Origin of the sequence: Brevundimonas subvibrioides ATCC 15264, from assembly GCF_000144605.1 — a bacterium.
In the GTDB taxonomy this organism is placed as follows: Bacteria; Pseudomonadota; Alphaproteobacteria; order Caulobacterales; family Caulobacteraceae; genus Brevundimonas; species Brevundimonas subvibrioides.
On sequence record NC_014375.1, the window covers coordinates 744,447 to 765,771 of the forward strand.

Annotated in this window: 20 protein-coding genes, 1 tRNA gene and 1 pseudogene; 11 read left to right on the forward strand and 11 right to left on the reverse strand. The window is 67.8% G+C overall.

The features are described 5' to 3' along the window. Positions 1-109: 109 nt before the first annotated feature. Positions 110-256 carry a hypothetical protein gene (locus BRESU_RS17285; protein ID WP_013268165.1) on the forward strand — a complete coding sequence of 49 codons (147 nt, stop codon included), beginning with the start codon at positions 110-112 and terminating at the stop codon, positions 254-256. Positions 257-378: 122 nt separating this feature from the next. Then, on the forward strand, positions 379-1,170 hold the full coding sequence (locus BRESU_RS03720) for a tryptophan 2,3-dioxygenase (protein WP_218915410.1): 792 nt from the start codon (positions 379-381) through the stop codon (positions 1,168-1,170). Positions 1,171-1,210: 40 nt separating this feature from the next. On the opposite strand, the gene BRESU_RS03725 is transcribed toward BRESU_RS03720, so the two are convergent. Beyond that, positions 1,211-1,285, reverse strand: a tRNA-Val gene (locus BRESU_RS03725). A gap of 112 nt (positions 1,286-1,397) precedes the next feature. After that, positions 1,398-1,757 (reverse strand): cell cycle two-component system response regulator CpdR, encoded by a 360-nt coding sequence (gene cpdR / locus BRESU_RS03730; RefSeq protein WP_013268167.1) that lies wholly within the window; start codon positions 1,755-1,757, stop codon positions 1,398-1,400. Positions 1,758-1,882: 125 nt separating this feature from the next. Here cpdR and BRESU_RS03735 point away from each other — a divergent pair, with 125 nt between their 5' ends. Then, the gene (locus tag BRESU_RS03735) at positions 1,883-2,758 is read left to right on the forward strand and encodes an N-formylglutamate amidohydrolase (RefSeq protein WP_013268168.1); all 876 of its coding nucleotides are present in this window, start codon (positions 1,883-1,885) and stop codon (positions 2,756-2,758) included. Between the two features lie 260 nt (positions 2,759-3,018). Here the strand turns inward: BRESU_RS03735 and BRESU_RS03740 are convergent, their stop codons facing one another. Beyond that, positions 3,019-3,720, reverse strand: a complete 702-nt coding sequence (locus tag BRESU_RS03740; protein WP_013268169.1) for a DUF599 domain-containing protein — start codon at positions 3,718-3,720, stop codon at positions 3,019-3,021. Positions 3,721-3,826: 106 nt separating this feature from the next. On the opposite strand from BRESU_RS03740, the gene ppa reads away from it, so the two are divergent. Both ppa and BRESU_RS03750 read left to right on the forward strand, forming a co-directional pair. Continuing rightward, complete coding sequence (ppa, locus tag BRESU_RS03745) at positions 3,827-4,405, forward strand: inorganic diphosphatase (protein WP_013268170.1); 579 nt, start codon at positions 3,827-3,829, stop codon at positions 4,403-4,405. Positions 4,406-4,439: 34 nt separating this feature from the next. Then, positions 4,440-5,440: pseudogene (locus BRESU_RS03750) on the forward strand (LLM class flavin-dependent oxidoreductase). Here the strand turns inward: BRESU_RS03750 and BRESU_RS03755 are convergent. Then, complete coding sequence (locus tag BRESU_RS03755) at positions 5,441-6,709, reverse strand: glycosyltransferase family 4 protein (protein WP_013268171.1); 1,269 nt, start codon at positions 6,707-6,709, stop codon at positions 5,441-5,443. A 157-nt stretch (positions 6,710-6,866) separates the two neighbouring features. Further along, positions 6,867-7,844: a KpsF/GutQ family sugar-phosphate isomerase gene (locus BRESU_RS03760; RefSeq protein ID WP_041762011.1), complete on the reverse strand. Its 978-nt coding sequence runs from the start codon at positions 7,842-7,844 to the stop codon at positions 6,867-6,869. Between the two features lie 134 nt (positions 7,845-7,978). Between BRESU_RS03760 and otsB the strand changes: the two genes are divergently transcribed. Genes otsB through BRESU_RS03775 form a run of 3 tightly spaced genes read left to right on the forward strand, consistent with a single transcriptional unit; the run spans position 7,979 to position 11,972 of the window. Then, a complete protein-coding gene (gene otsB / locus BRESU_RS03765; RefSeq protein ID WP_013268173.1) occupies positions 7,979-8,752 on the forward strand; it encodes a trehalose-phosphatase in 774 nt (257 codons plus the stop codon). Next, entirely contained in the window at positions 8,749-10,551 is a 1,803-nt protein-coding gene (locus BRESU_RS03770; protein WP_013268174.1) for a glycoside hydrolase family 15 protein, read from the forward strand. Before otsB ends, BRESU_RS03770 begins: the two co-directional genes overlap by 4 nt. Continuing rightward, positions 10,548-11,972 carry an alpha,alpha-trehalose-phosphate synthase (UDP-forming) gene (locus BRESU_RS03775; protein ID WP_013268175.1) on the forward strand — a complete coding sequence of 475 codons (1,425 nt, stop codon included), beginning with the start codon at positions 10,548-10,550 and terminating at the stop codon, positions 11,970-11,972. Before BRESU_RS03770 ends, BRESU_RS03775 begins: the two co-directional genes overlap by 4 nt. Before the next feature lie 6 nt (positions 11,973-11,978). Here the strand turns inward: BRESU_RS03775 and BRESU_RS03780 are convergent, their stop codons facing one another. Next, the gene (locus BRESU_RS03780) at positions 11,979-12,593 is read right to left on the reverse strand and encodes a glutathione S-transferase family protein (protein WP_013268176.1); all 615 of its coding nucleotides are present in this window, start codon (positions 12,591-12,593) and stop codon (positions 11,979-11,981) included. 107 nt (positions 12,594-12,700) lie between these two features. Here BRESU_RS03780 and BRESU_RS03785 point away from each other — a divergent pair, with 107 nt between their 5' ends. Continuing rightward, positions 12,701-13,402 carry a helix-turn-helix transcriptional regulator gene (locus BRESU_RS03785; protein WP_013268177.1) on the forward strand — a complete coding sequence of 234 codons (702 nt, stop codon included), beginning with the start codon at positions 12,701-12,703 and terminating at the stop codon, positions 13,400-13,402. Positions 13,403-13,573: 171 nt separating this feature from the next. Here the strand turns inward: BRESU_RS03785 and BRESU_RS03790 are convergent, their stop codons facing one another. Both BRESU_RS03790 and BRESU_RS03795 read right to left on the reverse strand, forming a co-directional pair. Next, positions 13,574-14,776, reverse strand: coding sequence for an acetyl-CoA C-acyltransferase (locus BRESU_RS03790; RefSeq protein WP_013268178.1), 1,203 nt, complete (start codon positions 14,774-14,776; stop codon positions 13,574-13,576). Positions 14,777-14,879: 103 nt separating this feature from the next. Beyond that, positions 14,880-15,785, reverse strand: coding sequence for an SDR family NAD(P)-dependent oxidoreductase (locus tag BRESU_RS03795; protein WP_013268179.1), 906 nt, complete (start codon positions 15,783-15,785; stop codon positions 14,880-14,882). A gap of 196 nt (positions 15,786-15,981) precedes the next feature. On the opposite strand from BRESU_RS03795, the gene BRESU_RS03800 reads away from it, so the two are divergent. Both BRESU_RS03800 and BRESU_RS03805 read left to right on the forward strand, forming a co-directional pair. Then, positions 15,982-17,130: an OmpA family protein gene (locus tag BRESU_RS03800; RefSeq protein WP_013268180.1), complete on the forward strand. Its 1,149-nt coding sequence runs from the start codon at positions 15,982-15,984 to the stop codon at positions 17,128-17,130. A 411-nt stretch (positions 17,131-17,541) separates the two neighbouring features. Further along, a complete protein-coding gene (locus BRESU_RS03805) occupies positions 17,542-19,095 on the forward strand; it encodes a capsule biosynthesis protein (protein WP_013268181.1) in 1,554 nt (517 codons plus the stop codon). Positions 19,096-19,102: 7 nt separating this feature from the next. On the opposite strand, the gene BRESU_RS03810 is transcribed toward BRESU_RS03805, so the two are convergent. The 3 genes from BRESU_RS03810 to BRESU_RS03815 form a co-directional block, all read right to left on the reverse strand. Continuing rightward, the gene (locus BRESU_RS03810; protein WP_013268182.1) at positions 19,103-20,230 is read right to left on the reverse strand and encodes a DegT/DnrJ/EryC1/StrS family aminotransferase; all 1,128 of its coding nucleotides are present in this window, start codon (positions 20,228-20,230) and stop codon (positions 19,103-19,105) included. A gap of 39 nt (positions 20,231-20,269) precedes the next feature. Continuing rightward, complete coding sequence (locus BRESU_RS17290) at positions 20,270-20,437, reverse strand: hypothetical protein (protein WP_013268183.1); 168 nt, start codon at positions 20,435-20,437, stop codon at positions 20,270-20,272. A 91-nt stretch (positions 20,438-20,528) separates the two neighbouring features. Continuing rightward, entirely contained in the window at positions 20,529-21,203 is a 675-nt protein-coding gene (locus BRESU_RS03815; RefSeq protein ID WP_013268184.1) for a YiaD family glycine zipper/OmpA-like lipoprotein, read from the reverse strand. Between the last annotated feature and the right edge of the window lie 122 nt (positions 21,204-21,325).

A 21,325-nucleotide genomic window follows, 5' to 3' on the forward strand; every position in this document is an offset into this window, starting at 1 on the left:
CTGCTGCGCCGGGATCCACCGGACGCTGCGGCGTCTTTCGAGATTTGATTTCGGTCAAAGGCGGCGGGGGCAAGATCGGCCAGTGTGGGGTGATCAAGGAGATCGCCCCATGCCCGCTTCAGCCATTCCCTTCGTCGGCGCTATCATCACCTTCTTCGCCTTCTTCATCGTCACGGTCGGCGGGGCCGCGGCCTGGACGGCCCTGCCGCGAGGGCGACACCCGAATGCCGGCCTGCGCTCCGACCACATCCTTTAGGCCGCGGCGCGCGCCGGCGGACGGCATCGCCTCGTCCGACGCCCACGCCGTTCTGATGGGTTGAGGTCCGGGCCCCGGGGGTCGATACAGCGCGCATGACCGATACGCCCCCCGCGTCCGCGCTGCCCGCCGACATGACCTATGCCCGGTACCTGGACCTCGACCAGCTGCTGTCGGCCCAGAACCCGATCAGCGACCAGCACGACGAAATGCTGTTCGTCGTCATCCATCAGGCCAAGGAGCTGTGGCTCAAGCAGATCCTGCATGAGGTCGGCCTGGCCAAGAGCCTGGTGCGGGCCGGCGATCTGGTCCCCGCCTACAAGAGCCTGGCCCGCGTCAGCCGCATCCAGGCCGTGATGACCCAGAGCTGGGACATCCTGGCCACGATGACCCCCGCCGATTACCTGATGTTCCGGGGCGTGCTGGGGTCCAGCTCCGGCTTCCAGAGTGACCAGTTCCGGCGGCTCGAGACCATGCTGGGCCTCAAGGATCCCAAATTCCTGGTGTTCCAGGAGGACCGGCCGGAGGCCCACGCCGCCCTATCGGCGGCCCTGTCAGCACCCAGCCTCTATGACGATGCCCTGTCGCAACTGGCGGCCGCGGGCCTGCCGGTGCCGGCGGCCGTGGTGACCCGGGACGTCAGCCAGCCCTATGTGCCGGAAGAGGCGGTCGAGGCCGCCTGGCTGGAGGTCTATCGCGACACCGGCCGCTGGTGGGAGCTGTACCAACTGGCCGAAAAGCTGGTCGATCTGGACGACGCCCTGGTCACCTGGCGGCACAAGCACGTCGTGACGGTCGAGCGGATCATCGGCCGCCGGCGCGGCACAGGCGGTACCGATGGTGTCGGCTACCTGTCCTCGACGCTGGAGCGGCGTTGTTTCCCCGAGCTCTGGTCGCTGCGGACCAAACTCTGACCGGGCGGGTGGTCAGGCCTGCTGTCTGGTAGGGAAGGAATGGTGGACGCGACAGGGATTGAACCTGTGACCCCCTCGATGTCAACGAGGTGCTCTCCCGCTGAGCTACGCATCCGCCAAGACGGTTCCAGACGGGTCCGGAACGGGAAGGAGGGGTCTATACCCCAGCCCCTGCGACCCCTGCAAGGGCCAATCCGGGGCGTTTTGTAGGCATTGCGGAAACGGCGCTATGCCGCCGTGCACATCTTGTCGACTTCGGCCACCAGATCGCGAAGGTGCACGGGCTTGGACAGGACCTTGGCCTGGGGGCTGGCCTGGGCCGCGCTCAAGGCCACGGCGGCGAAGCCCGTGATGAACATGATGCGCAGGCCCGGCTGACGGGCGGCCGCCACGCGGGCGACCTCGATACCGTCGGCGCCCGGCATCACGATGTCGGTTAGCAGCAGGTCGTAAGGACCGTGTTCCAGCGCGTCGATCGCATCGTCGCCATTTTCGCAATCGATCACCTGATGCCCCGCCCGCTCCAGAGCGCGGGTGAGGAACCCGCGCAGCGATGCGTCGTCTTCGGCCAGCAGAATGCGCGCCATGCTTCGGTCGTCCCCCGGTTAAGACGGTGACGCTAGGCCCGGAACCGTAAACCGGCCATGAAATTCATCGATCCGGCGATCCTGCGGGCTGTGGATGACGTGCGAAAACAGTCTATGCGGATCGGGTGACCGCTGAACCGACCCCCGAACCCGATGTCTCGAGACCGTCCGGCGACGTCTTCGATATCGCATGGCCGAAGGAAGCGGCCGGCCGTCTGATCTTTGCCTCGCCCCATTCCGGCGGACACAGCCCCGACGACATGCGGCCGGCAGCGGGCCTTTCACCGCTGACGTTGCGCAGCGCCGAAGACGTGGCCGTGGATCGCCTGATCGCCGTGGGGGCCGATCACGGCGTCCCGGTTCTGACCGCCCGGATCTCGCGCGCCTATCTGGACCTCAACCGGTCTCCGTCCGAGCTCGACCCGGTCCTGATCGAGGACGTGCCCGCGGCCGAGCCGACCGGGAAGGTCGCAGCCGGTTTCGGGGTGGTGCCGCGTCGCGCCGGCGACGGCACGTCGCTCTACGACCGTCGCCTGTCTCTGGACGAGGCCGGGCGCCGGATCGCGCGGGTGCACGTGCCGTACCACGCCGCCCTGGCCGGGCTGCTGACGGAGGCGCGGGATCGCCACGGCACAGCCCTGCTGGTCGACTGGCATTCGATGCCATCGCGCGCCGCAGGCGTGCCGACGCGTGGGCAGCGGTCCGTGGACATCATTCTCGGGGATCGGCACGGCGCGGCCTGCCGGTCGGCGACGTCGCGAAGGGCGCGGGCCCTGTTCGAGGCCCAGGGCTGGCGGGTCGGGCTGAACGCGCCCTATGCCGGGGGCTACGCCACCCAGCACTGGGGCCGGCCGGGCGCAGGATTCGAGGCGCTCCAGGTCGAGATCAACCGGGCCCTCTATCTGGATGAACGCACGCTGGAGCCATCCGCGGACTATGAGGGATTCAAGGCCGCGCTGGCGGCCGTGATCGCTGGCCTGGCGGGCGATCTGGGTCGCTGAACCCCAGTCACCAGACGAAAAAAAGCCGCGCCCGAAGGCGCGGCATAAAGTCTATAGGGAGGAAACGCCCAGGAAGGGCAAGACGCCCGGAGGCGTCGAAGATCAAGTTAGGTTGCGATGCACAATGCGTCAAGCAAGGTTTAACGCGCTGCGATCACGCCTTGTTACCAACCGAAATGCGCGCCTGCCTTGATGTAAGCGATTTCATGGCAAAAAACGTGCGCGTTCCTGATCGTTGATCATATTGCAGCGCGAAATGGTCAGGCTTCGCGCTCCCGATTGACCTCGATAAGCCGTCTGGCGGTCCGGATCGCCCGCGCCGCCGGTGAGGCCGACTGACGCCATACCAGCAGGGAAAACGCCGACAGCACGCCGGCCGCCAGCCACAGGGGCCCGAACAGCCAGGCGGCCGCGGCGAGCGCGAAGTAATAGCCCCTGACACCCTGGCTGAAGGCGGCGAGCGCCGGGTTCAGAACCTGGGCCGTGGCCTCGCCGAACGCGATCTTGTCGCCCTCGGAATGCACCTCGGGCGCGGCCCCGATCAGGGCGAGGGCATAGTTCATCTGGCGGATGGACCAGATGAAATCCAGCAGACCCCGCGCCAGGCACAGCAGCACCAGGCCCAGCTTGGCCTCCAGCAGCTGGACCGGCACGTCCTCGGCCCCAACGGCGGTGAAGCCCTGCAACGCCTGGTCGCCACCGAACAGGATGCCGCCGACGCCCGCGATCAGCAGAAGGTTGGACGAGGCGAAGAAGGACCCCGAATTGATCGAATGGCCCAGCAGCTGGCTGTCCAGCAGGCGGATTTCCCGGTGCGTCATCGCCGTCATCCAGGCATGACGAATCGTCAGCATGTCGGTGTTCAGCGAGCCGCTGCGGTGGGCGAGCACGCGCAGCAGCGGGTCGTATCCCAGCCAGCACAGGAAGAAGAGCGCCAGTCCCAGCCCGTCCATCGCCGTCATTGCTCAGCTGTCTCCTTTGGCACTGCGCGCCATCCCGGCTTGCCGTGCGGCCTCGCAGGCCTTATCACGCCTGCCACTCTTTCGCAGATGCACAATCGAGCCCGGCATGAACCTCGACGCCATTCCCGTCGGTCCCAACCCGCCTTGGGACATCAACGTCGTCATCGAAATCCCGCAGGGCGGCCTGCCGGTCAAGTACGAGATGGACAAGGCGTCCGGCGCCCTGTTCGTCGACCGCTTCCTGCACACCTCGATGTACTATCCGGGGAACTACGGCTTCATTCCGCACACCCTGTCGGATGACGGCGACCCCTGCGATGTCATCGTGCTGAACCCGACGCCGGTCGTGCCGGGCTGCATCATCCGCTCGCGCCCGATCGGCGTGCTGAAGATGGTCGACGAAGCGGGCGGCGACGAGAAGATCCTGGCCGTGCCGGTCGACAAGCTGAACCCCTACTACACCGACATCGCCAGCTATCGGCAGCTGCCCACCATCCTGGTCGAGCAGATCGAGCACTTCTTCAGCCGCTACAAGGATCTGGAAAAGGGCAAGTCGGTCACGGTCAAGGGCTGGGGCGATGCCGGCGAGGCCGCCGAACTGATCGCCATCGGCATGCGCGCCCATGAGGACGCCCAGGCCGAGAAGGCCGCCAAGGCCAAGGGCAAGGCTGCGAACGCCGCCTGATTGCCGCCGGGCCCGTCATCCCCATATGGCGGGTATGACGACGCTCTCCGTTCTCGATCTCGCGCCGGTGCCCCAAGGCTCCGACGTCTCGCAGGCTTTGGCCAACACCATCGACCTGGCCCGCCACGCCGAACGGCTGGTTACAACCGCTACTGGCTGGCGGAGCATCACAACATGGCCGGCATCGCCTCGGCTGCGACCTCGGTCGTGATCGGGGCCGTGGCCGCGGCGACGAAGTCCATCCGGGTCGGCGCCGGCGGGGTCATGCTGCCCAATCACGCGCCTCTGGTGATCGCCGAACAGTTCGGCACGCTGAATGCCCTCTATCCGGGCCGGATCGATCTGGGGCTCGGCCGCGCGCCGGGCTCGGACATGGCGACCGCGAGGGCGCTCCGTCGCACCCTGGCCGGCGACGGCGACAGCTTCCCTCAGGACGTGATGGAACTGCTGCACTGGTTTGAGCCGGCCGCCGACGATCAGCGCATCCGTGCCAACCCGGGCGAAGGCCAGTCGGTGCCGGTCTGGATTCTGGGCTCATCGACCTATGGGGCCCAGCTGGCGGCCCACCTGGGCCTGCCCTACGCCTTCGCCAGCCATTTCGCGCCGACCGAGATGATGTCCGCGATCCGGATCTACCGCGAGACGTTCCGCCCGTCCGCACGCCTGGCCAAACCCTATGTCATGCTGGGGTTCAACGTCTTCGCCGCCGATACGGACGCCGAGGGCCAGGCCCTGTTCTCGTCGGTCCAGCAGGCCTTCGTGAATCTCAGGTCCGGACGGCCCGGCAAGCTGCCGCCGCCCTTGCCGGGATATGCGGACACCTTGGGCGAGGGGGAACGCGCCATGATCGGACAGGCGTTGGCCTGTTCGGCCGTCGGATCGCCCGCCACGGTGCGTGCGGCGGTCCAGGCCTTCGTCGACCGGACCGGAGCCGACGAACTGATGGTCACGAGCCAGATCTGGGACCCCGCCGCACGTGTGCGCTCCTACGACCTTCTGGCCGACGTCATGCAGCCCATGGCCCTCGCAGGCTGATCAGGCGCGAGCCGCCGTCCCGTCCAGTCCCAGTCGCGTCGACAGCGCGACGAAATGATCCGGCCAGGACGGCGGTGTGAAGTCGGAGACCGTCGGCGGCTGCCGCATCGTCTCCTCGATCGCCTGAAGCCAGCCCTGTCCATCGAGCGGATCGACCAGGCGGGCATGGGGCACCAGCTCACGGTGCGCCGGGATGTCAGACGCGATCAGCGGGACCCCAAGGGCGCACGCTTCGACAGCGGGCAGGTCGAACCCCTCGACGGACGAGGGCGCAAGCACGGCGCAGGCCCCCGTCATCAGATCAGCCAGGGCGCTGTCGGGCAGGTCGGACGCCTGGTGGACGAGGCCGCGCAGGGGCGGCGAGCGCTGGAGGTGATCCAGCACCGCCTCGTTTTCCCACCCATAGCGCCCCACCAGCACCAGCTGGGGAGCCTCCGCGCCCATCTGTTCAGCCAGCCGTCGCCACAGGGTCAGCAGGAAGGCCAGGTTCTTGCGCGCCTCGATCGTACCGACGTGGACGAAATAGCGACCCTTGCGATCGGTGGGACGAATCCGTTCGAAGGACGGTTCGAGGCCAAGGTGAATCGCGTCGATCGGCGGCGGGGTCAGCCCCTCCCGCGCCGCGAACGCGCAGAGTTCATGGGCCGTGTAGCGGGAGTTCACCACAATGCGGGACGCGTGGCGCAGGGTGCTCAGCACGCGATCGCGATGCTTGTCTCCGTCCCCCGGCCTGCAGAATTCCGGATGGGTGATGGGAATCAGGTCGTGCAGCATGACGATGCGCTGGACCCCCCGCGTCGCCAGCGCAGACAGGATCACGTCGTCGACCAGACCCGTGTGGCCGACGTTGAAGTAGAAGGCGCTGTCCGGCAGGGCACCCGCCCCGCGCGGCTCGCGCAGGAATCGCCACAGCTTCGAAAGGGGGGCCGGCCTGGCGGTCTGGGGCGCGGGCGGCGTGCCGATGACCGACTCCGTGGCCCGGCCGGGCGTCTTCAGGGCGGCGACCAGTCGCTGTTCATCGCCCGTGAGGGCCCGCTCGGTGGTGCCGCCGGTCCAGCGGGCGCGCAGGGTCGCGACGCAGGCCCGGAACCAGTCCGGGTCCAGAGCGACCAGACGGTCCTTGCGCGTCCTGACCGGGGTCACCGACAGATCCGGGCGCGACAGCAGCCATTCCGCATAGGCCAGGCAAACGCGATCCACGCCCGTCGGCGCCGTGCGCTCGGCCCGGCTGACCAGACGACTGGCGTCAAACAGGACGGAAATGGTCATGCATCCCCATCGTTCGGCACCACGCCTGCGGCGCGGCGGAGGGGCGTCCGCTCTGGCCAAGAAACCTCTGGAAATCCAGTCAAATCCGGCCCTTCGGCGTAGTTGGCGCTCATCGGCGTAGACCTTCGGCCTGCACCGGTCAATCGGCCGCCCGGCGTCAGGACAGGTAGCCTGCCTGCATCAGTTCGGCGACATGGACGATCGCCCGGGGCCGGTCATCCTCCACCACGAAAAGGTTGGAGATGCGGTTTGCGGTCAGCAGATCGACGACGTCGCTCATGCGCTGATCGGGGCTGACCGTGATCGGCTGCCGGTTCATGACATCGTCCGCCCGAACGCCCGTCACGTCGGCTGCGAAAGCCCGGCGCACGTCACCGTCGGTGATCATCCCCGCAAGCTTCCCGTCGTCGTCCAGCACGGCGACCGCGCCCTTGCGGCCGGCGGTGATGGAGGCGACGACATCCGCAAAACTGGCCGTGAGCGGCACGGTGGGCGGTGGGGCGTGATTGTCGCCCATCCATTCGCGCACACTCTGCAGACTCATGCCCAGGGCCCCGCCGGGGTGATGCATGCCGAAGGCTTCCGCCGAGAATCCGCGCCGGTTCATCAGCACCATGGCCAGGGCATCGCCGAGCGCGAGCGTCATCAAGGTCGATGTCGTGGGCGCAAGGCCGTTCGGACAGGCCTCGGCCACGCTGGGCATGACCATGGCCACCGCCGACATGCGGGCGAGGAAGGACGAGCCGCGCTGGGTCATGCCGATCACGGGGATGCCGTTGCGCTGGCAGAAGAGCAGGGGATCGCGGAGCTCGCGGCTCTCGCCCGAGTTGGAGATGGCCAGCAGCGTCGTGTCGTGCCGAAGCATTCCGAGGTCGCCGTGGCTCATCTCGGCGGGATGCACGAAAAAGGCGTTGGTCCCGGTGGACGCCAGGGTCGCGGCGATCTTGCCGCCGATGTGGCCCGATTTGCCGATACCCGTGACCACAACATAGCCAGGCCGCGACAGGATGATGTCGCAGGCTCGCGCCACGCTGGCATCGACCGTCCGTTCCAGGGCCTGAAGCGCCTCAATATTCAGGCGAATGACGGATCGGGCGTGCTCGGTCATCTCGCCGATGGCTTCGGGAGACGACATGTTTTTGGCATCCAGCGACATGGCGACGGTTTAGCGAGCCGGGTGGTTGTAACGCAAGTTCACCGCGGTGAGGTCAACCTTTGCCGCAGTGACGCGTTGGTACGACGGGCACCTAAAAACACAGTCTGGACAGAATGCCGTCGAACGCCGGAACCCTCATCCCATGCCTGCCGCAGGCCTCGGTCCATGCGTCGGCGGGGCTTGCCCTGTTTCTCGACCTGGACGGGGTTCTGGCACCCATGGCCAGCACGCCGGACGCAGTTGTCGCCGATCCGCGCCGGACGCGGATCCTGCAGACGCTCGATCGCGCGCTGGACGGCCGTCTCGCCGTGATCAGCGGCCGGACCCTGTCTGAAATCGACCGGATCACCGGAGGGGCTGCGCGCTCGGCCGCGGGCGTGCACGGCCTCCAGCGCAGACGCCGTGACGGGTCGACGGCGACAATCGAGCCCTCCGCCGGTGTCGCGGCGGCCGTCGAGGCTTTCCGCGCATTTGCTGAGACCCACCCGGGCATGATCGTCGAGGACAAGGGCGTCTCTGCGGGTCTGCACTACCGCGCCGTACCGCATGTCGAGGCCGAGGCGCTGGCCCTGGCGGACGTCTGGGCCGAGCGAGCCGGACTGGTCGCCCAGCCCGGCAAGCTGGTGGTCGAGCTGAAGACACCCGGGGCCGACAAGGGCACCGCCCTGACGGCCTTCATGGGCGAGCCTGCGTTCGCCGATACCATGCCCGTCATGCTCGGCGACGACCTGACGGACGAAGCCGGCTTTGTGGCCGCCGAGGCCTTGGGCGGCTTCGGCATCCTGGTAGGAGCGCCGCGAGAAACGGCGGCACGCTATGGACTGGCCGATGTGGAGGCCGTTCTGACCTGGCTTGAAGCCGTCGCGATGGAGGCTCAGCCCGCATGACCGATCTCTCCCCCAACCGCCCGTCGCTGGATCTCGCCCCCATCGGCAACTGCGCCATCTCGGCCCTGATCGACCGGGCGGGGCGCTTCGTCTGGGCCTGCGCACCCCGTGTCGATGGCGACCCGGTGTTTTCCGCCCTGATGGACGGGGATGCCCCCGAGCACGGCTTCTGGTCCGTGGAGCTCGAGAACCTCGCCTCGGTCAGTCAGGCGTATGTGCGCAACACGCCCGTATTGCGCACCGTCCTGACGGCCGACGACGGATCGGCGCTGGAGATCATCGACTTCGCGCCGCGACACGCCAAGCACGCCCGCACCTATCGCCCGCTGGCCTTCGCCCGGATCGTCCGGCCGCTGTCGGGAACGCCGCGGATCCGCATCCGACTGCGCCCCGCCGCCGACTGGGGGGCGCGTCGGGCGGCCGTGACGTCCGGATCGAACCACATCCGTTATCTGTGCACGGATATCACCCTGCGTCTGACGACCGACTGCCCCGTCTCGCACGTGCTGGACGAGCGCGCGTTCCGGCTGGAGTCGCCCCTGCACTTCTTCCTGGGGCCGGACGAAGGCTACGATCAGGAGGTCGGACCCGGCATCGGGGCCACGCTGGAGCGGACCGTCGCCTACTGGCGCGACTGGGTGCGCAGCCTCTACATCCCGCTCGACTACCAGGAGGCCGTCATCCGTGCGGCCATCACGCTGAAGCTCTGCGTCTTCGAGGAGACCGGAGCGATCGTGGCGGCCATGACCACCTCGGTGCCGGAGTTCCCGGAAAGCGGCCGCAACTGGGACTATCGCTACTGCTGGGTCCGCGACGCCTATTACACCGTGCGGGCGCTGAACCGCCTCGGGGCGGTCGACATCCTCGAGAACTATCTCGTCTATCTCCGCAACCTCGTCGACTCGTCCGCCGGGGGGCATGTGCAGCCGGTCTATGGCGTGGGTCTGGAGGAGGATATCGACGAGCGGATCGTGACGTCCGTCGCCGGCTATCGCGGGATGAAGCCCGTCCGCGTCGGCAATCAGGCCCGGGAGCACCTGCAGCACGACGTGTACGGACAGATCGTCCTGCCACTGGTTCAGAGCTTTTACGACAGTCGCCTGCTGCGTGCCGGCACGATCGATGACTTCTATGCCCTCGAAAAGGTCGGCGACCGGGCCTTCGCCATGCACGACCAGGTCGACGCCGGCCTGTGGGAGTTCCGCACTATCGCGCGGGTTCACACCTATTCCTCCGTCATGTGCTGGGCCGCCTGTGACCGGCTGGCCAAGGCCGCCGACCGTCTGGGGCTGCAGGATCGCGCCTCGGTATGGAGGGAGCGCGCCGCCATCATCCGGACCCGGATCGAGGAGGAGGCCTTCGTGCCCGAAGAAGGACGTTTCGCGGCCAGCTTCGGCGGACAGGAACTGGATGCGTCGCTGCTCCAGATGGTCGATCTGGGCTTCCTCGACCCCGCGGACCCGCGCCAGGTGGCGACCTTCGATGCGATCGAGCGGGATCTGAAGAAGGGGCCCTATCTGTTCCGTTACGTCGAGCCTGACGATTTCGGAGAGCCGGAAACCGCATTCAACTTCTGTACGTTCTGGTTCATCGAGGCCCTGCACCAGAACGGCCGGGATCAGGAAGCACGCGAGATTTTCGACCAGATGCTGAGCCGTCGCACCAATGCGGGCCTGTTGAGCGAGGATATCTCGCTGGGCGACGACGAGCTCTGGGGAAACTATCCGCAGACCTATTCGCTGGTCGGCATCATCAACTGCGCCGTCCTGCTCAGCCGGTCCTGGACGGACGTGCGATGAGCCGCCTGATCGTCGTTTCCAATCGGGTCTCGGCTCCCGTCGATCCAGCGGCCGGCTCTGCCGGTGGCTTGGCTATGGCGCTGTCCGCGGCGCTGCGGAAATACGACGGCCTGTGGTTCGGCTGGTCGGGTGAAACGACGGAGCAGTTCACCGGGGAGCTGAAGTACGAGGATCGGGCGGGGGTTACCGTCGCCCTGGTCGATCTGGAAGCGCAGGACGTGGAGGAATACTACAACGGCTATGCCAACAAGACGCTGTGGCCGCTGTTCCATCACCGGGTCGACCTGACGGCCTACGAGCGGTCCTATGGCGAGGGCTACGAGCGGGTGAACCGCCGGTTCGCCGAGGTTCTGGCACCCCTGATCCAGCCCGACGACATCATCTGGATCCACGACTACCACCTCATCCCGATGGCGCGGGACCTGCGCCGTTTGGGCGTCAAGAACCGGATCGGTTTCTTCCTGCATACGCCCTGGCCGGTGCGTCAGCTTCTCGTGACCCTTCCGCATCACCGCCGGTTGGTGGAGAGCCTGTTCGCCTACGACCTGATCGGCTTCCAGACCCAGGAATGGCTGGACCTGTTCCGCGACTATGTGATCTCCGAGGCGCGGGGCGAGCTGGCGGGCTATGGCGGTCTCGAGGCGTTCGATCGCCGTGTTCGCGTCGGCGTCTTCCCCATCGGCATCGATGTCCAGGGGTTCATCGACGCCCGCAACTCGCCCCAGGGGGCCCGGACCTACGACCGTATGGCGGCATCTTCCGCCTTCCGCTCCATGATGGTCGGCGTCGACCGGCTCGACTACTCCAAGGGTCTGGAGGAGCGGATGCTCGGCTACGAGCAGTTTCTGCATGACAATGCCGAGATGCGTGGCGACGTCTTCCTGGTCCAGGTCACGCCGATCTCGCGCGATGACGTGGATACCTATCAGGACATCCGCGCCCGGCTGGATGCCCTGGCCGGCCGGATCAACGGCGAATATGCCGACATGGACTGGCAGCCGATCCGCTATCTGAACCGCAGCTATCGCCGCGATCAGCTGGCGGGGATCTATCGCGCCGCGCGGGTGTGTCTGGTGACGCCGCTGCGTGACGGGATGAACCTGGTCGCCAAGGAATTCGTGGCCGCCCAGAATCCGGAAGACCCCGGCGTCCTGATCCTGTCGCGCTTCGCCGGGGCCGCCGAGCAGATGTGCGAGGCCCTGCTGGTCAATCCGTTCAGCCGCGAGGAGCTGTCGGACGCCATCAAGAAGGCCCTGACGATGCCGTTGGCCGAAAGGGTCCGGAAGTGGCAGGCCCTGATGCAGGTGGTGCGCGACACCGATGTTTCGATCTGGCGCGACACCTATGTCGACGCCCTGAAAGGGGTGGAGATCATCGGCGACGGCGACGCACCCTTCCACGGCCACGCCGACGCCGCCTGACCGGACTCAGGCCGCCCGCAGGGTGCTCACGTCACCGTCGCGGGCGTCGGCACGCACTTTCGCGGGGCGTTCGGCCAGCCGGGCCTGATAGGCGTCGAATACGCGGTTGTCCGGCAGATGCTGGCGACCCCATCCCAGCGCCGCGCCGATCATCACATCGACGGCCGTGAAGCGTTCGCCCATCAACCACGGGCCGGCCCAGAGCGCCTCCGTGAGCCTTTCCATCGCCGCATCATAGCGGGCGCGCGCGAACGCATCGGTCTCGGTCTGACCCATGATCTGGCCCCACATCGCCGGCTCCAGCTCGCCCGCCGCCCAGGTCAGCCAGGTCAGATAGGCCCCCCGCTCGCTGGACCCCACCGGCGCGCCGAGCCTGGCCTCCGGGAAGAGATCCGTCAGATACAGGGCCACAGCGGCCGACTCCGTGATGACGATGCCATCGTGGCTCAGCGCAGGAACCTTGCCGTCGGGGTGCGGGTTTCTCGGGTCGGCTTCCCCGACCTTTTGCCCGTGACGATGGGCGATCGCGCAGTATTCGATCCGGACATCGGCCCCGAGTTCCTCGATCAGCCAGATGATCCGCGACGACCGCGACTGCGGGGCGTGAAACAGCGTCAGCATTGAACCTCTCCCATGGGGCCGCGGCGACGTCGCCCTGGCCACGGAGGATTGACTACTGCCACCCTGCTGACAGCATGATGTCAGCATCGATGCAGGACGGTGATCCCATGAGGCGCGCAGACAGGCTCTTTCAGATCGTCCAGCTGCTCCGGCGCAGTGGCAAACCGCTCACGGCCAATCGAATCGCGACCGAACTGGAGACGTCCAAACGCAGCGTCTATCGCGACATCGCCGCCCTCATGGCCCAGCGCGTCCCGATCCGGGGCGAGGCGGGCATCGGCTACGTCCTCGACTCAGGGTTCGACATGCCGCCGCTGATGTTGACCTCGGACGAGATCGAGGCGGCCGTGCTGGGGGCGCAGTGGGTGGCGGGCAGGGGAGACCCGGCCCTGGCCCGCGCCGCCCGCGACCTGATCGCCAAGATCGCGGCCACCGTGCCCGAGCGTCTGAGGCCGGTGGTGCTGGAACCGGCGGTCGCCAGCGTAGGCGGCTGGAACGTGCTTCCGGAGGCCATCGATATGGCCGACATCCGGGGGGCCATTCACAGCGCGCGGAAGGTAGCCCTGCACTACCGGGACGAACGCGAGGTCGAGACCCGCCGCACGGTCTGGCCGTTCCAGGTCGCCTATCGCGAGACCACCCGGATCGTCGTCGCCTGGTGCGAAACCCGCGACGATTTCCGCATGTTCAGGGCCGACCGCGTTCTGACGGCCGAGGTGCTGGAAGACCGCTATCCCGCCCGGCCCGCCGCGTTGCGCGCGCGCTGGCGAGCCTACCTCCGGGAGCAGTACGGCGTGCCGGATCATTAGATCTCGAACAGACCCGCCACGCCGCCCCGAAACGCTTTGCGTTTCGGATCGCTCTTGCTTTGGTCGCGGCTTGCGGCCGTTCTCAATAGATTTCGAACAGGCCTGCCGCGCCGCCCCGAAACGCTTGGCGTTTCGGATCGCTCTTGCTTTGGGCGCGGCTTACGGCCGTTCTCAGTAGATTTCGAACAGGCCTGCCGCGCCCATGCCGCCGCCGATGCACATGGTGACGACGCCATATCTGGCCCCGCGCCGCTTGCCCTCGATCAGGACGTGTCCGGTCATCCGCGCGCCCGACATGCCGTAGGGATGGCCGATCGAGATGGCCCCGCCCGACAGGTTCAGCCGGTCCATCGGGATGCCCAGGGTATCGGCGCAGTAGAGCACCTGCGAGGCGAAGGCCTCGTTCAGCTCCCAGATGCCGATGTCGTCCATCGTCAGCCCGTGGCGCTTCAGCAGTTTCGGCACGGCATAGACGGGGCCGATGCCCATCTCGTCGGGCTCGCAGCCCGCCACGGCCATGCCCCGATAGGCACCCAGCGGCACGAGATTGTGCCGGACCGCCTCGCCCGCCTCCATGATGACCGAGGCGGACGCGCCGTCCGAAAGCTGCGAGGCGTTTCCGGCGGTGATGAACTCGCCCTGCTGGATCTCCTCGCCGCCCCCGAACACCGGCTTGAGCGCCTTCAGCCCTTCCAGCGTGGTGTCGGCGCGGTTGCCCTCGTCCTTCGACAGCGTGATTTCCTTCGCCGACGCCTGACCGGTGGCCTTGTCCATCACCTGCATGGTCGTGGTCATCGGCACGATCTCGGCGTCCAGATGTCCGGCCGCCTGGGCCGCCGCCGTCCGCTGCTGCGACTGCAGGGCGTACTCGTCCTGGCGGTCGCGCGAGATGCCATAGCGGCGCGACACGACCTCGGCCGTCTCCAGCATCGACATATAGATGTGGGGCGACAGCTTGAGCAGCGCCTCGTCCTTCATCCGGAACAGGTTCATGTGCTGGTTCTGGACCAGCGAGATGGACTCCAGCCCGCCGCCGACCGCCATCTTCTGCTGGTCGAACACCACCTGCTTGGCGGCCGTGGCGATGCCCATCAGGCCGGACGCGCATTGCCGATCCAGGGTCATGCCGGGCACCGACGACGGCAGGCCTGCCGCCAGGGCGATCTGGCGCGCGACATTGGTGCCGGTTCCGCCCTGCTGCAGGGCCGCACCCATGATCACGTCCTCGATCTCGGCCGGATCGACGCCGGCGCGGGCGACGGCGTGCTTGACCGCGTGCGCCCCCAGCTGCTGGGGCGCGGTGTCGTTGAACGCCCCGCGATAGGCGCGCCCGATCGGGGTCCGGGCTGTCGAGACGATCACCGCTTCACGCATAGTTCTCTCCCTGGCTGACGACTGCGCGTCATTGTCGATTGGCTGGCATCGAACCTAGGCGCCTGACGTCGCGTCAAGGCAAGCCATGACGCGACGTCGACGATCAGGAATGGGCCTTGTGCGCCTTGGTCAGTTCGATCATGCCCTGTGCCGCGCCCATGTCCGGCACGATCTCTCCCGTGCGGTCCGAAATCGCGTCGAAGCGGGCGGCGACCTGATCGGCGGCGTCGTCGCCGACGATCCGAACGCCCTGGGTCAGGGTCACATAGGCGCGCTCGAACCCGCCGGCGCCGGCGCCCAGGATGCAGCGTGTCGGCGCGTCCTGGCTGACCAGATAGACCAGGCCCGGCGACACCAGCTCCGGTCCCAGCGCCTCGAGCGGCAGGGCGGCCCCCAGGTCCTCGGTCATGCGGGTATGGGCGGTGGGGGCGAGGCAGTTGACCCGGATGTCGTTCTTGGCCCCCTCGATCGCGAGGGTCTGCATGAAGCCGACGAGCGCCATCTTGGCCGCGCCGTAATTCGCCTGTCCGAAGTTGCCGTACAGGCCCGACGACGAGGTCGTCATCACGATCCGGCCATAGTTGCGCTCGCGCATGCCGTCCCACACCGCCTTGGTGCAGTTCACCGCGCCCATCAGGTGCACGTCGACGACGAAGCGGAAATCCTCCACGTCCATCTTGGCGAACGACTTGTCTCGCAGGACGCCGGCGTTGTTCACGAGGATGTCGACCGAGCCCCATTTCGCGGTGGCGTCGGCGACCATGGCCTTCACGGCCTCGAAGTCCGTCACGGACGCGCCGCTGGCGATGGCCTCGCCACCCAGGGCCTGGATCTCGGCCACGACGGCCTCGGCCGGGCTGTGCGACGATCCCGATCCGTCGCGGGCGACGCCCAGATCGTTCACGACGACCTTGGCACCGCGCGCTGCCAGGGCCAGGGCGTGTTCCCGCCCCAGACCGCCGCCCGCACCCGTGACGATCGCCACCTTGCCGTCGAACCGAATTGCCATCGAACTGGACTCCCTTGTTCCGTCAGCCTGATATCAGGCCGCCGCGTTTCGCCAAGGGGGTGAGATGTGTTGAAACGGCGCCACAGTCGCCACATTGCGAACCGTAATGTGGAACCGGGACTGCAGTCTGCCGTTCGGCTTCCCGAGTGTCACGTGTATGCGTGGCCCTAGGGCATCAATCAATAATGAGGACGACATGAAGCTGAAACTTCTCGCCGGCGTCGCAGCTATGGGGCTTATGGCCGCTGGTGCTGCATCGGCTGAGCCGGACGGCTGGTACGGTGCGGTAGACGCCGGTTACCAGATCATCGACGACATCAACGCCGAGTCTTCGGTGACGGGTCAGAACTTCAATTTTGAAGTGAACGACGGCTGGGCTGCGTTTGCGCGCCTGGGCTACCGTTTCGACGCCAACTGGCGCGTCGAGCTGGAGGGCGGCTATCGCTCGGGCGACATCGGCACGGTTCGCGCCGTGTCGGGCACGAACGGCATCTGCAACTTCACGCCGGCCACGGGTCCCTGCTTCTCCCCGGAAGGCGACATCGAATCCACCACGCTGATGGCCAATGTCATCTATGACATCGGTGGCGAGTACTGGGGCGTTCGTCCGTTCGTGGGTCTGGGCGTCGGTGTGAACCGCGTCGCCGCTGACTTCGCCGGCCGTTACCGCCAGGGTGCCGGCTCGATCGTGGCCGACGACTCGTCGACCAAGTTCGCCGCCCAGGCCATCGCCGGCCTGAGCTACGCTGTCGGCGACCGCGCCAACATCGACCTGACCTACCGTTACCTGACGGGCGATGCCGAGTTCGACACCGTGTCGGCTCCGGTCACGCGCAACCAGGGCACGTTCGAAGGCGACTACGACCAGTCGCACACCGTGACGCTGGGCCTGCGCTATGCGTTCGGTGCCGACGAAGCGCCGATGGCACCTCCGCCCCCGCCGCCCCCGCCCCCGCCGCCTCCTCCGCCCCCGCCGCCGCCTCCCCCGCCTCCGCCGGCTCCGGCCCCGACGGCGCGTGAGTTCGTGGTGTACTTCGACTGGGATCGCTCGGACCTGACGGCGGAAGCCCGCTCGGTCGTGACGCAAGCCGCCACCTACGCCAAGTCGGGTCGTCCGACGCGCGTTCTGGTCGTCGGTTATGCCGATACGTCCGGCTCGGCCGCCTACAACGTGGGCCTGTCGAACCGTCGTGCCCGCACCGTGGCTGACGCCCTGGTGTCCAACGGCGTCAACGGCGGCGTGATCGCTCTCGACGGCAAGGGTGAAACCAACCTGGCCCGTCCGACCGCCGACGGCGTTCGCGAGCCTCTGAACCGTCGCGCCACCATCGGCATCAACTTCTAAGAACCGCTTCCACGGCCCGGCCCGGATCTCACGATCCGGGTCCGGTGCCCGGTGAACGGTCGCCGATGGGACGAAACACTTGACCGCCGGGCCTCGCGAGGGGCCCGGCGGTTTTGTTTGCGCTCAGGATCCCGGGATCAAGGCGGGGCAGCGAGCGGCCGCGTCGTGAGCGCCGGCGCCTCTCCGTCGCCTCTCCGGCGACACCGTCCGGGGGCTGACGATATGTGTCGAACAACCCACGATTATCCGGCGGTTCTGTGAAACGGGTCGTTTCCGATCGCTTTTCCGGACAAGCCGGTTGATCCCGGCGGATCACGGCGCGACAAGGAGACCCATGTCAAAGCGCTGCGCCTCGACGATCGTCTCTCCGACCGAAGCCGCCTTCGCCGTCCGTGCGAGCCACGCCTGAGCATGGCCGATGTCCGCATTCCCGCGCGCCGGCCGCGTCCGCCCGTCGACCGCCGCGTCGTGGCGGACCGTCGCGTGGCCAACGACACCACCCCCGTCCTGACGCCGGTTCCGGCCCCGACCGCGCTGGACCCGGCCCACGCCCCTCTGCAACACTCCCGCGCTCAGGCAGCGAGCGACCGCGTCGCGAGCGGTAGCGCCCTGCATCCTGCGAGCGATAGCGCCCTGCCGCTGGAAGGCCGCCACTTCCTGATCGTGACCGCGCCGTTCGGCCCGTTCGGCCGGGTGCTGGCGGCCGAGCTGGAGGCCAGGGGCGCCCGGGTCCGGCGCATGATCTTCAACATCGGCGACCTGGTCTACTGGCGTCGCCCCGGCGGCCTGACCTTCGACGGCGACGTGCGCGACTGGCCCGCCCGGCTGGCCGGACTGGTGACCGCCCACGGCCTGACCGACCTGGTCGTGTTCGGCGAGGGCGGCCCCTACAACCAGGCCGTCCTGACCCAGGCCGACGCCCTCAAGGCTTTGGCGGTCGACGCTTCCTCTGATTCTTCCCCCGCCCAGGCAGCGAGGCTCCGCGAGCCGGGCGTTGGCGGTGCGGCGACCCAGGAACGCGCTCAAGCAGCGAGCGCCCGCGGCGCGAGCGGTAGCGCCCTTAGAATCTGGGTCCTCGAGAACGGTTACTTCCGGCCGGACTGGATCACGGTCGAGCAGGACGGGGTCAACGCCCGCTCCGGTCTGGCGCGCGCGCGGGCGGCCTATGACCCGCCCATCCCCGAGATCGTGCCGGCCCGGCCCGTCGGACGCGCCCTGCCGCACCATGTGGCCAACATCAGCCTGTATCACTTCCTGCAGTTCCTGGTCCGGCCGTTCGCCTTCCGCCGCTATGCCCAGCCCTATACGACCCCGGCCTGGCTGCAGTGCGCCAGCCATATCCGGCGCTACTTCGGCCTGATGCTGCGGTCCTCCCAGGAGGCCGACGCCGGGGTCATCCGCGCGCGCGGGCCCTTCTTCATCGCCTGCCTGCAGCGCGAGGGCGACGCCCAGCTGCTGCGCTACTCCCACTATGCCGACAACACCGCCTTCCTGGCCGAGGTCCTGACCTCGTTCGCGAAACACGCCCCCGACGGCACCCGGCTGGTGGTCAAGAACCATCCGCTGGATCCCGGCCTGGTCGACCTGCGCCGCATGACCCGGGTCCTGGCCATCGAACGCGGCATCGCCGACCGGGTCGACTTCATCGACGGCGGCAACCTGGCCCAGCTGTGCCGCGCCTCCGCCGGCATGGTGGTCAACAACTCCTCGGCCGCCCTGTCGGCCCTGGGCTTCAAGACCCCCGTCAAGGTCCTCGGCGAGGCCTTCTTCGACTTCGACGGCCTCACCGACCAGCAGACCATCGACGCCTTCTGGACCCGCCCCCGGACCCCAGACCCCGACCTGTTCGTCCGCTTCCGCGCCCACGTCATCGACCAGACACAGGTCAACGGAAACTACCACGAACCCAAGGCCCTCAAACCCACCGCAAAAGCCGTCGCAACACGCTTCGAAACCACAGGGTAGGGCAGCGTCAGGCGTCGAGGGTGGCCTCGATGACGTCGCAGACCCGGTCGATATCGGCCCCGGTGAGGCTGCTGCCGGACGGCAGGCACAGGCCGCCGGCGAACAGGGTCTCGGCCACCCCGTTCTGAAGGACGGGGGCATCGCGGAAGGCCGGCTGCAGGTGCATGGGTTTCCAGACCGGGCGGGCCTCGATATCGGCAGCCGCGAGGGCCAGACGCAGGCGTTCGGGGCTCACGCCCGTGATCTCGCGGTCCATCACCATGACGCTGAGCCAGCGCGTGTGACGGCGTCCGGGGGCCTCCGGGGCGAAATCCACGCCATAGCGGCCACCGAGGCGACCCCGATAATGATCGAAGATCGCGCGTCGGCGGTTCACCTTGGCTTCGAGGGTCGGCAGCTGTGACAGTCCCAGCGCGGCCGACAGGCTGAGCATCCGGTAGTTGAAGCCGACCTCGGCGTGTTCGTAGTGGACGGCCGGGATCCGGGCCGCCGCGGCCAGCGATCTCGCCCGCGCGATCAGGGCCCCGTCATCCGACGCCAGCATGCCGCCGCCACCCGTCGTGATGATCTTGTTGCCGTTGAACGAGAAGCCGGCCGCCGAGGCACCGTGGCCGGCGTGGCGCCCCCCGACCATGGCCCCCACGGCCTCGGCCGAGTCCAGGATCACCGGCACGCCGTGCGACGCGGCGACGGCACCGATCGCGCCGATGTCGCAGCCCTGGCCATAAAGGTCGGCCGGCACGATGGCGCGCACCGTCAGACCCTCGGTCCTTGCCTTTGCGAACGCTGCGTCCAGCAGGGCCGGATCGAGGTTCCAGTCGTCGGGGGAGGAATCGACGAAGAGCGGCCGGGCCCCGGCATGGACGATCGGAGCCACACCACCGATGAAGGTCAGGGTGGGCGCGATCACCGCGTCGCCGGGCTTGAGATCCAGCATGTGCAGCGCCAGGTGCAGGGCGGCGGTGCCCGAGGATGTCGCAGTGGCGTGGGCCAGGCCCACATGATCCGCGAAGGCCTGCTCGAACGCCTCGACCACCGGGCCGGCGGACGAGACCCAGCCGTCGTCGAACGTCTGGATCAATCGTGCCCGATCGTCTGGACCCAGATCAGGAGCGGAAAGGGGAATACGCCTCATGCCACCAGCAGACGCCGATGGCCCGATTCCCGCAAGGCGTCAGCCGGTTGTGCGGATCAGGGCGGGCTGGTCCTGCGCCGGGGCGTCGGGAGTGCGCTCGAGGATCGACTGGCCGATGGCGATGACTAGGGTCGCACTGAACACGGCCGAGACGAACGCGGTCAGGACCAACCGCGCCCCGATGCCGAAATCGCCGTCCTGATCCATATCACTCCCCCGAGTCGTCCGGACTCAGGGACCACACCCGGGCCCGCGACGCAAGTCACGGACCCGTGTGTTTTCAACGTCGTGTGTCGGATCAGCCCGTGAAGGGACGGATCAGGATCTCGACGCGGCGGTTCTGGGCGCGGCCTTCCGGCGTGGCGTTCGAGGCGACGGGCACGCGCGACGACTGACCGGCGACGAACAGGCGCTCGCGGATGACGCCGCGCGCGATCAGGGCGTCGGCGACCGACAGGGCGCGGCGCTCCGACAGGGGCTGGTTGATCGCGTCGCCGCCCGAGGAGTCGGTGTGACCCACGATGTCCACGACCGACCGGTCATACTCCTGAAGCACGCCCGCCACGTCCGACAGCACGGCGTCGAAGCGGGGCTCGATGTTGGACTGGTTCACCGCGAAGGTGACATCAGACGGCATGCGCAGGACCAGGTTGTCGCCCTGACGCGCCACGCCGACACCGGTGCCCGACAGTTCGGCCTCGAGGGCGCGCTGCTGGCGATCCATGTAGTTGCCGACGGCCGCGCCACCCAGGGCCCCGACGCCGGCCCCGATCAGGGCGTTGCGCCGACCCTGTTCACCGTCCGAGGTGTTGGTCAGGTAGCCCAGCACGGCCCCGCCCAGAGCGCCGTAGAGGGCCCCGCTGGCGGTGTTGTTCCGCTGGGGGGTCGAGCTGTAGGGGTCCATGGTGGTGCAGGCCGAGGCCCCCAGCATGGCGACGACGCCCAGGCTCGTGACGATCAGATTGGTGCGCATGGTTTTGGCCTTCTTGAAAATTCAGTGGCGGGGGAACGTCGCCTTACGGTGAAGGTTCCGACCTGACCACGGCATGAACGTGGCATTCAAATCCGGGACGGCGACGCGAAACTGCCAATTTC

Excerpts from the sequence above, each read along its gene's own strand:
- BRESU_RS03805 (WP_013268181.1), top strand. The coding sequence starts at position 17,542 with ATGGCCGATGTCCGCATTCCCGCGCGCCGGCCGCGTCCGCCCGTCGAC.
- BRESU_RS17285 (WP_013268165.1), top strand. The coding sequence starts at position 110 with ATGCCCGCTTCAGCCATTCCCTTCGTCGGCGCTATCATCACCTTCTTC.
- BRESU_RS03760 (WP_041762011.1), bottom strand. The coding sequence starts at position 7,844 with ATGTCGTCTCCCGAAGCCATCGGCGAGATGACCGAGCACGCCCGATCC.
- BRESU_RS03770 (WP_013268174.1), top strand. The coding sequence starts at position 8,749 with ATGACCGATCTCTCCCCCAACCGCCCGTCGCTGGATCTCGCCCCCATC.
- cpdR (WP_013268167.1), bottom strand. The coding sequence starts at position 1,757 with ATGGCGCGCATTCTGCTGGCCGAAGACGACGCATCGCTGCGCGGGTTC.
- BRESU_RS03810 (WP_013268182.1), bottom strand. The coding sequence starts at position 20,230 with ATGAGGCGTATTCCCCTTTCCGCTCCTGATCTGGGTCCAGACGATCGG.
- BRESU_RS03815 (WP_013268184.1), bottom strand. The coding sequence starts at position 21,203 with ATGCGCACCAATCTGATCGTCACGAGCCTGGGCGTCGTCGCCATGCTG.
- otsB (WP_013268173.1), top strand. The coding sequence starts at position 7,979 with ATGCCGTCGAACGCCGGAACCCTCATCCCATGCCTGCCGCAGGCCTCG.
- BRESU_RS03800 (WP_013268180.1), top strand. The coding sequence starts at position 15,982 with ATGAAGCTGAAACTTCTCGCCGGCGTCGCAGCTATGGGGCTTATGGCC.
- BRESU_RS03740 (WP_013268169.1), bottom strand. The coding sequence starts at position 3,720 with ATGACGGCGATGGACGGGCTGGGACTGGCGCTCTTCTTCCTGTGCTGG.
- BRESU_RS03775 (WP_013268175.1), top strand. The coding sequence starts at position 10,548 with ATGAGCCGCCTGATCGTCGTTTCCAATCGGGTCTCGGCTCCCGTCGAT.
- ppa (WP_013268170.1), top strand. The coding sequence starts at position 3,827 with ATGAACCTCGACGCCATTCCCGTCGGTCCCAACCCGCCTTGGGACATC.
- BRESU_RS03785 (WP_013268177.1), top strand. The coding sequence starts at position 12,701 with ATGAGGCGCGCAGACAGGCTCTTTCAGATCGTCCAGCTGCTCCGGCGC.
- BRESU_RS03790 (WP_013268178.1), bottom strand. The coding sequence starts at position 14,776 with ATGCGTGAAGCGGTGATCGTCTCGACAGCCCGGACCCCGATCGGGCGC.
- BRESU_RS03795 (WP_013268179.1), bottom strand. The coding sequence starts at position 15,785 with ATGGCAATTCGGTTCGACGGCAAGGTGGCGATCGTCACGGGTGCGGGC.
- BRESU_RS17290 (WP_013268183.1), bottom strand. The coding sequence starts at position 20,437 with ATGGATCAGGACGGCGATTTCGGCATCGGGGCGCGGTTGGTCCTGACC.
- BRESU_RS03780 (WP_013268176.1), bottom strand. The coding sequence starts at position 12,593 with ATGCTGACGCTGTTTCACGCCCCGCAGTCGCGGTCGTCGCGGATCATC.
- BRESU_RS03755 (WP_013268171.1), bottom strand. The coding sequence starts at position 6,709 with ATGACCATTTCCGTCCTGTTTGACGCCAGTCGTCTGGTCAGCCGGGCC.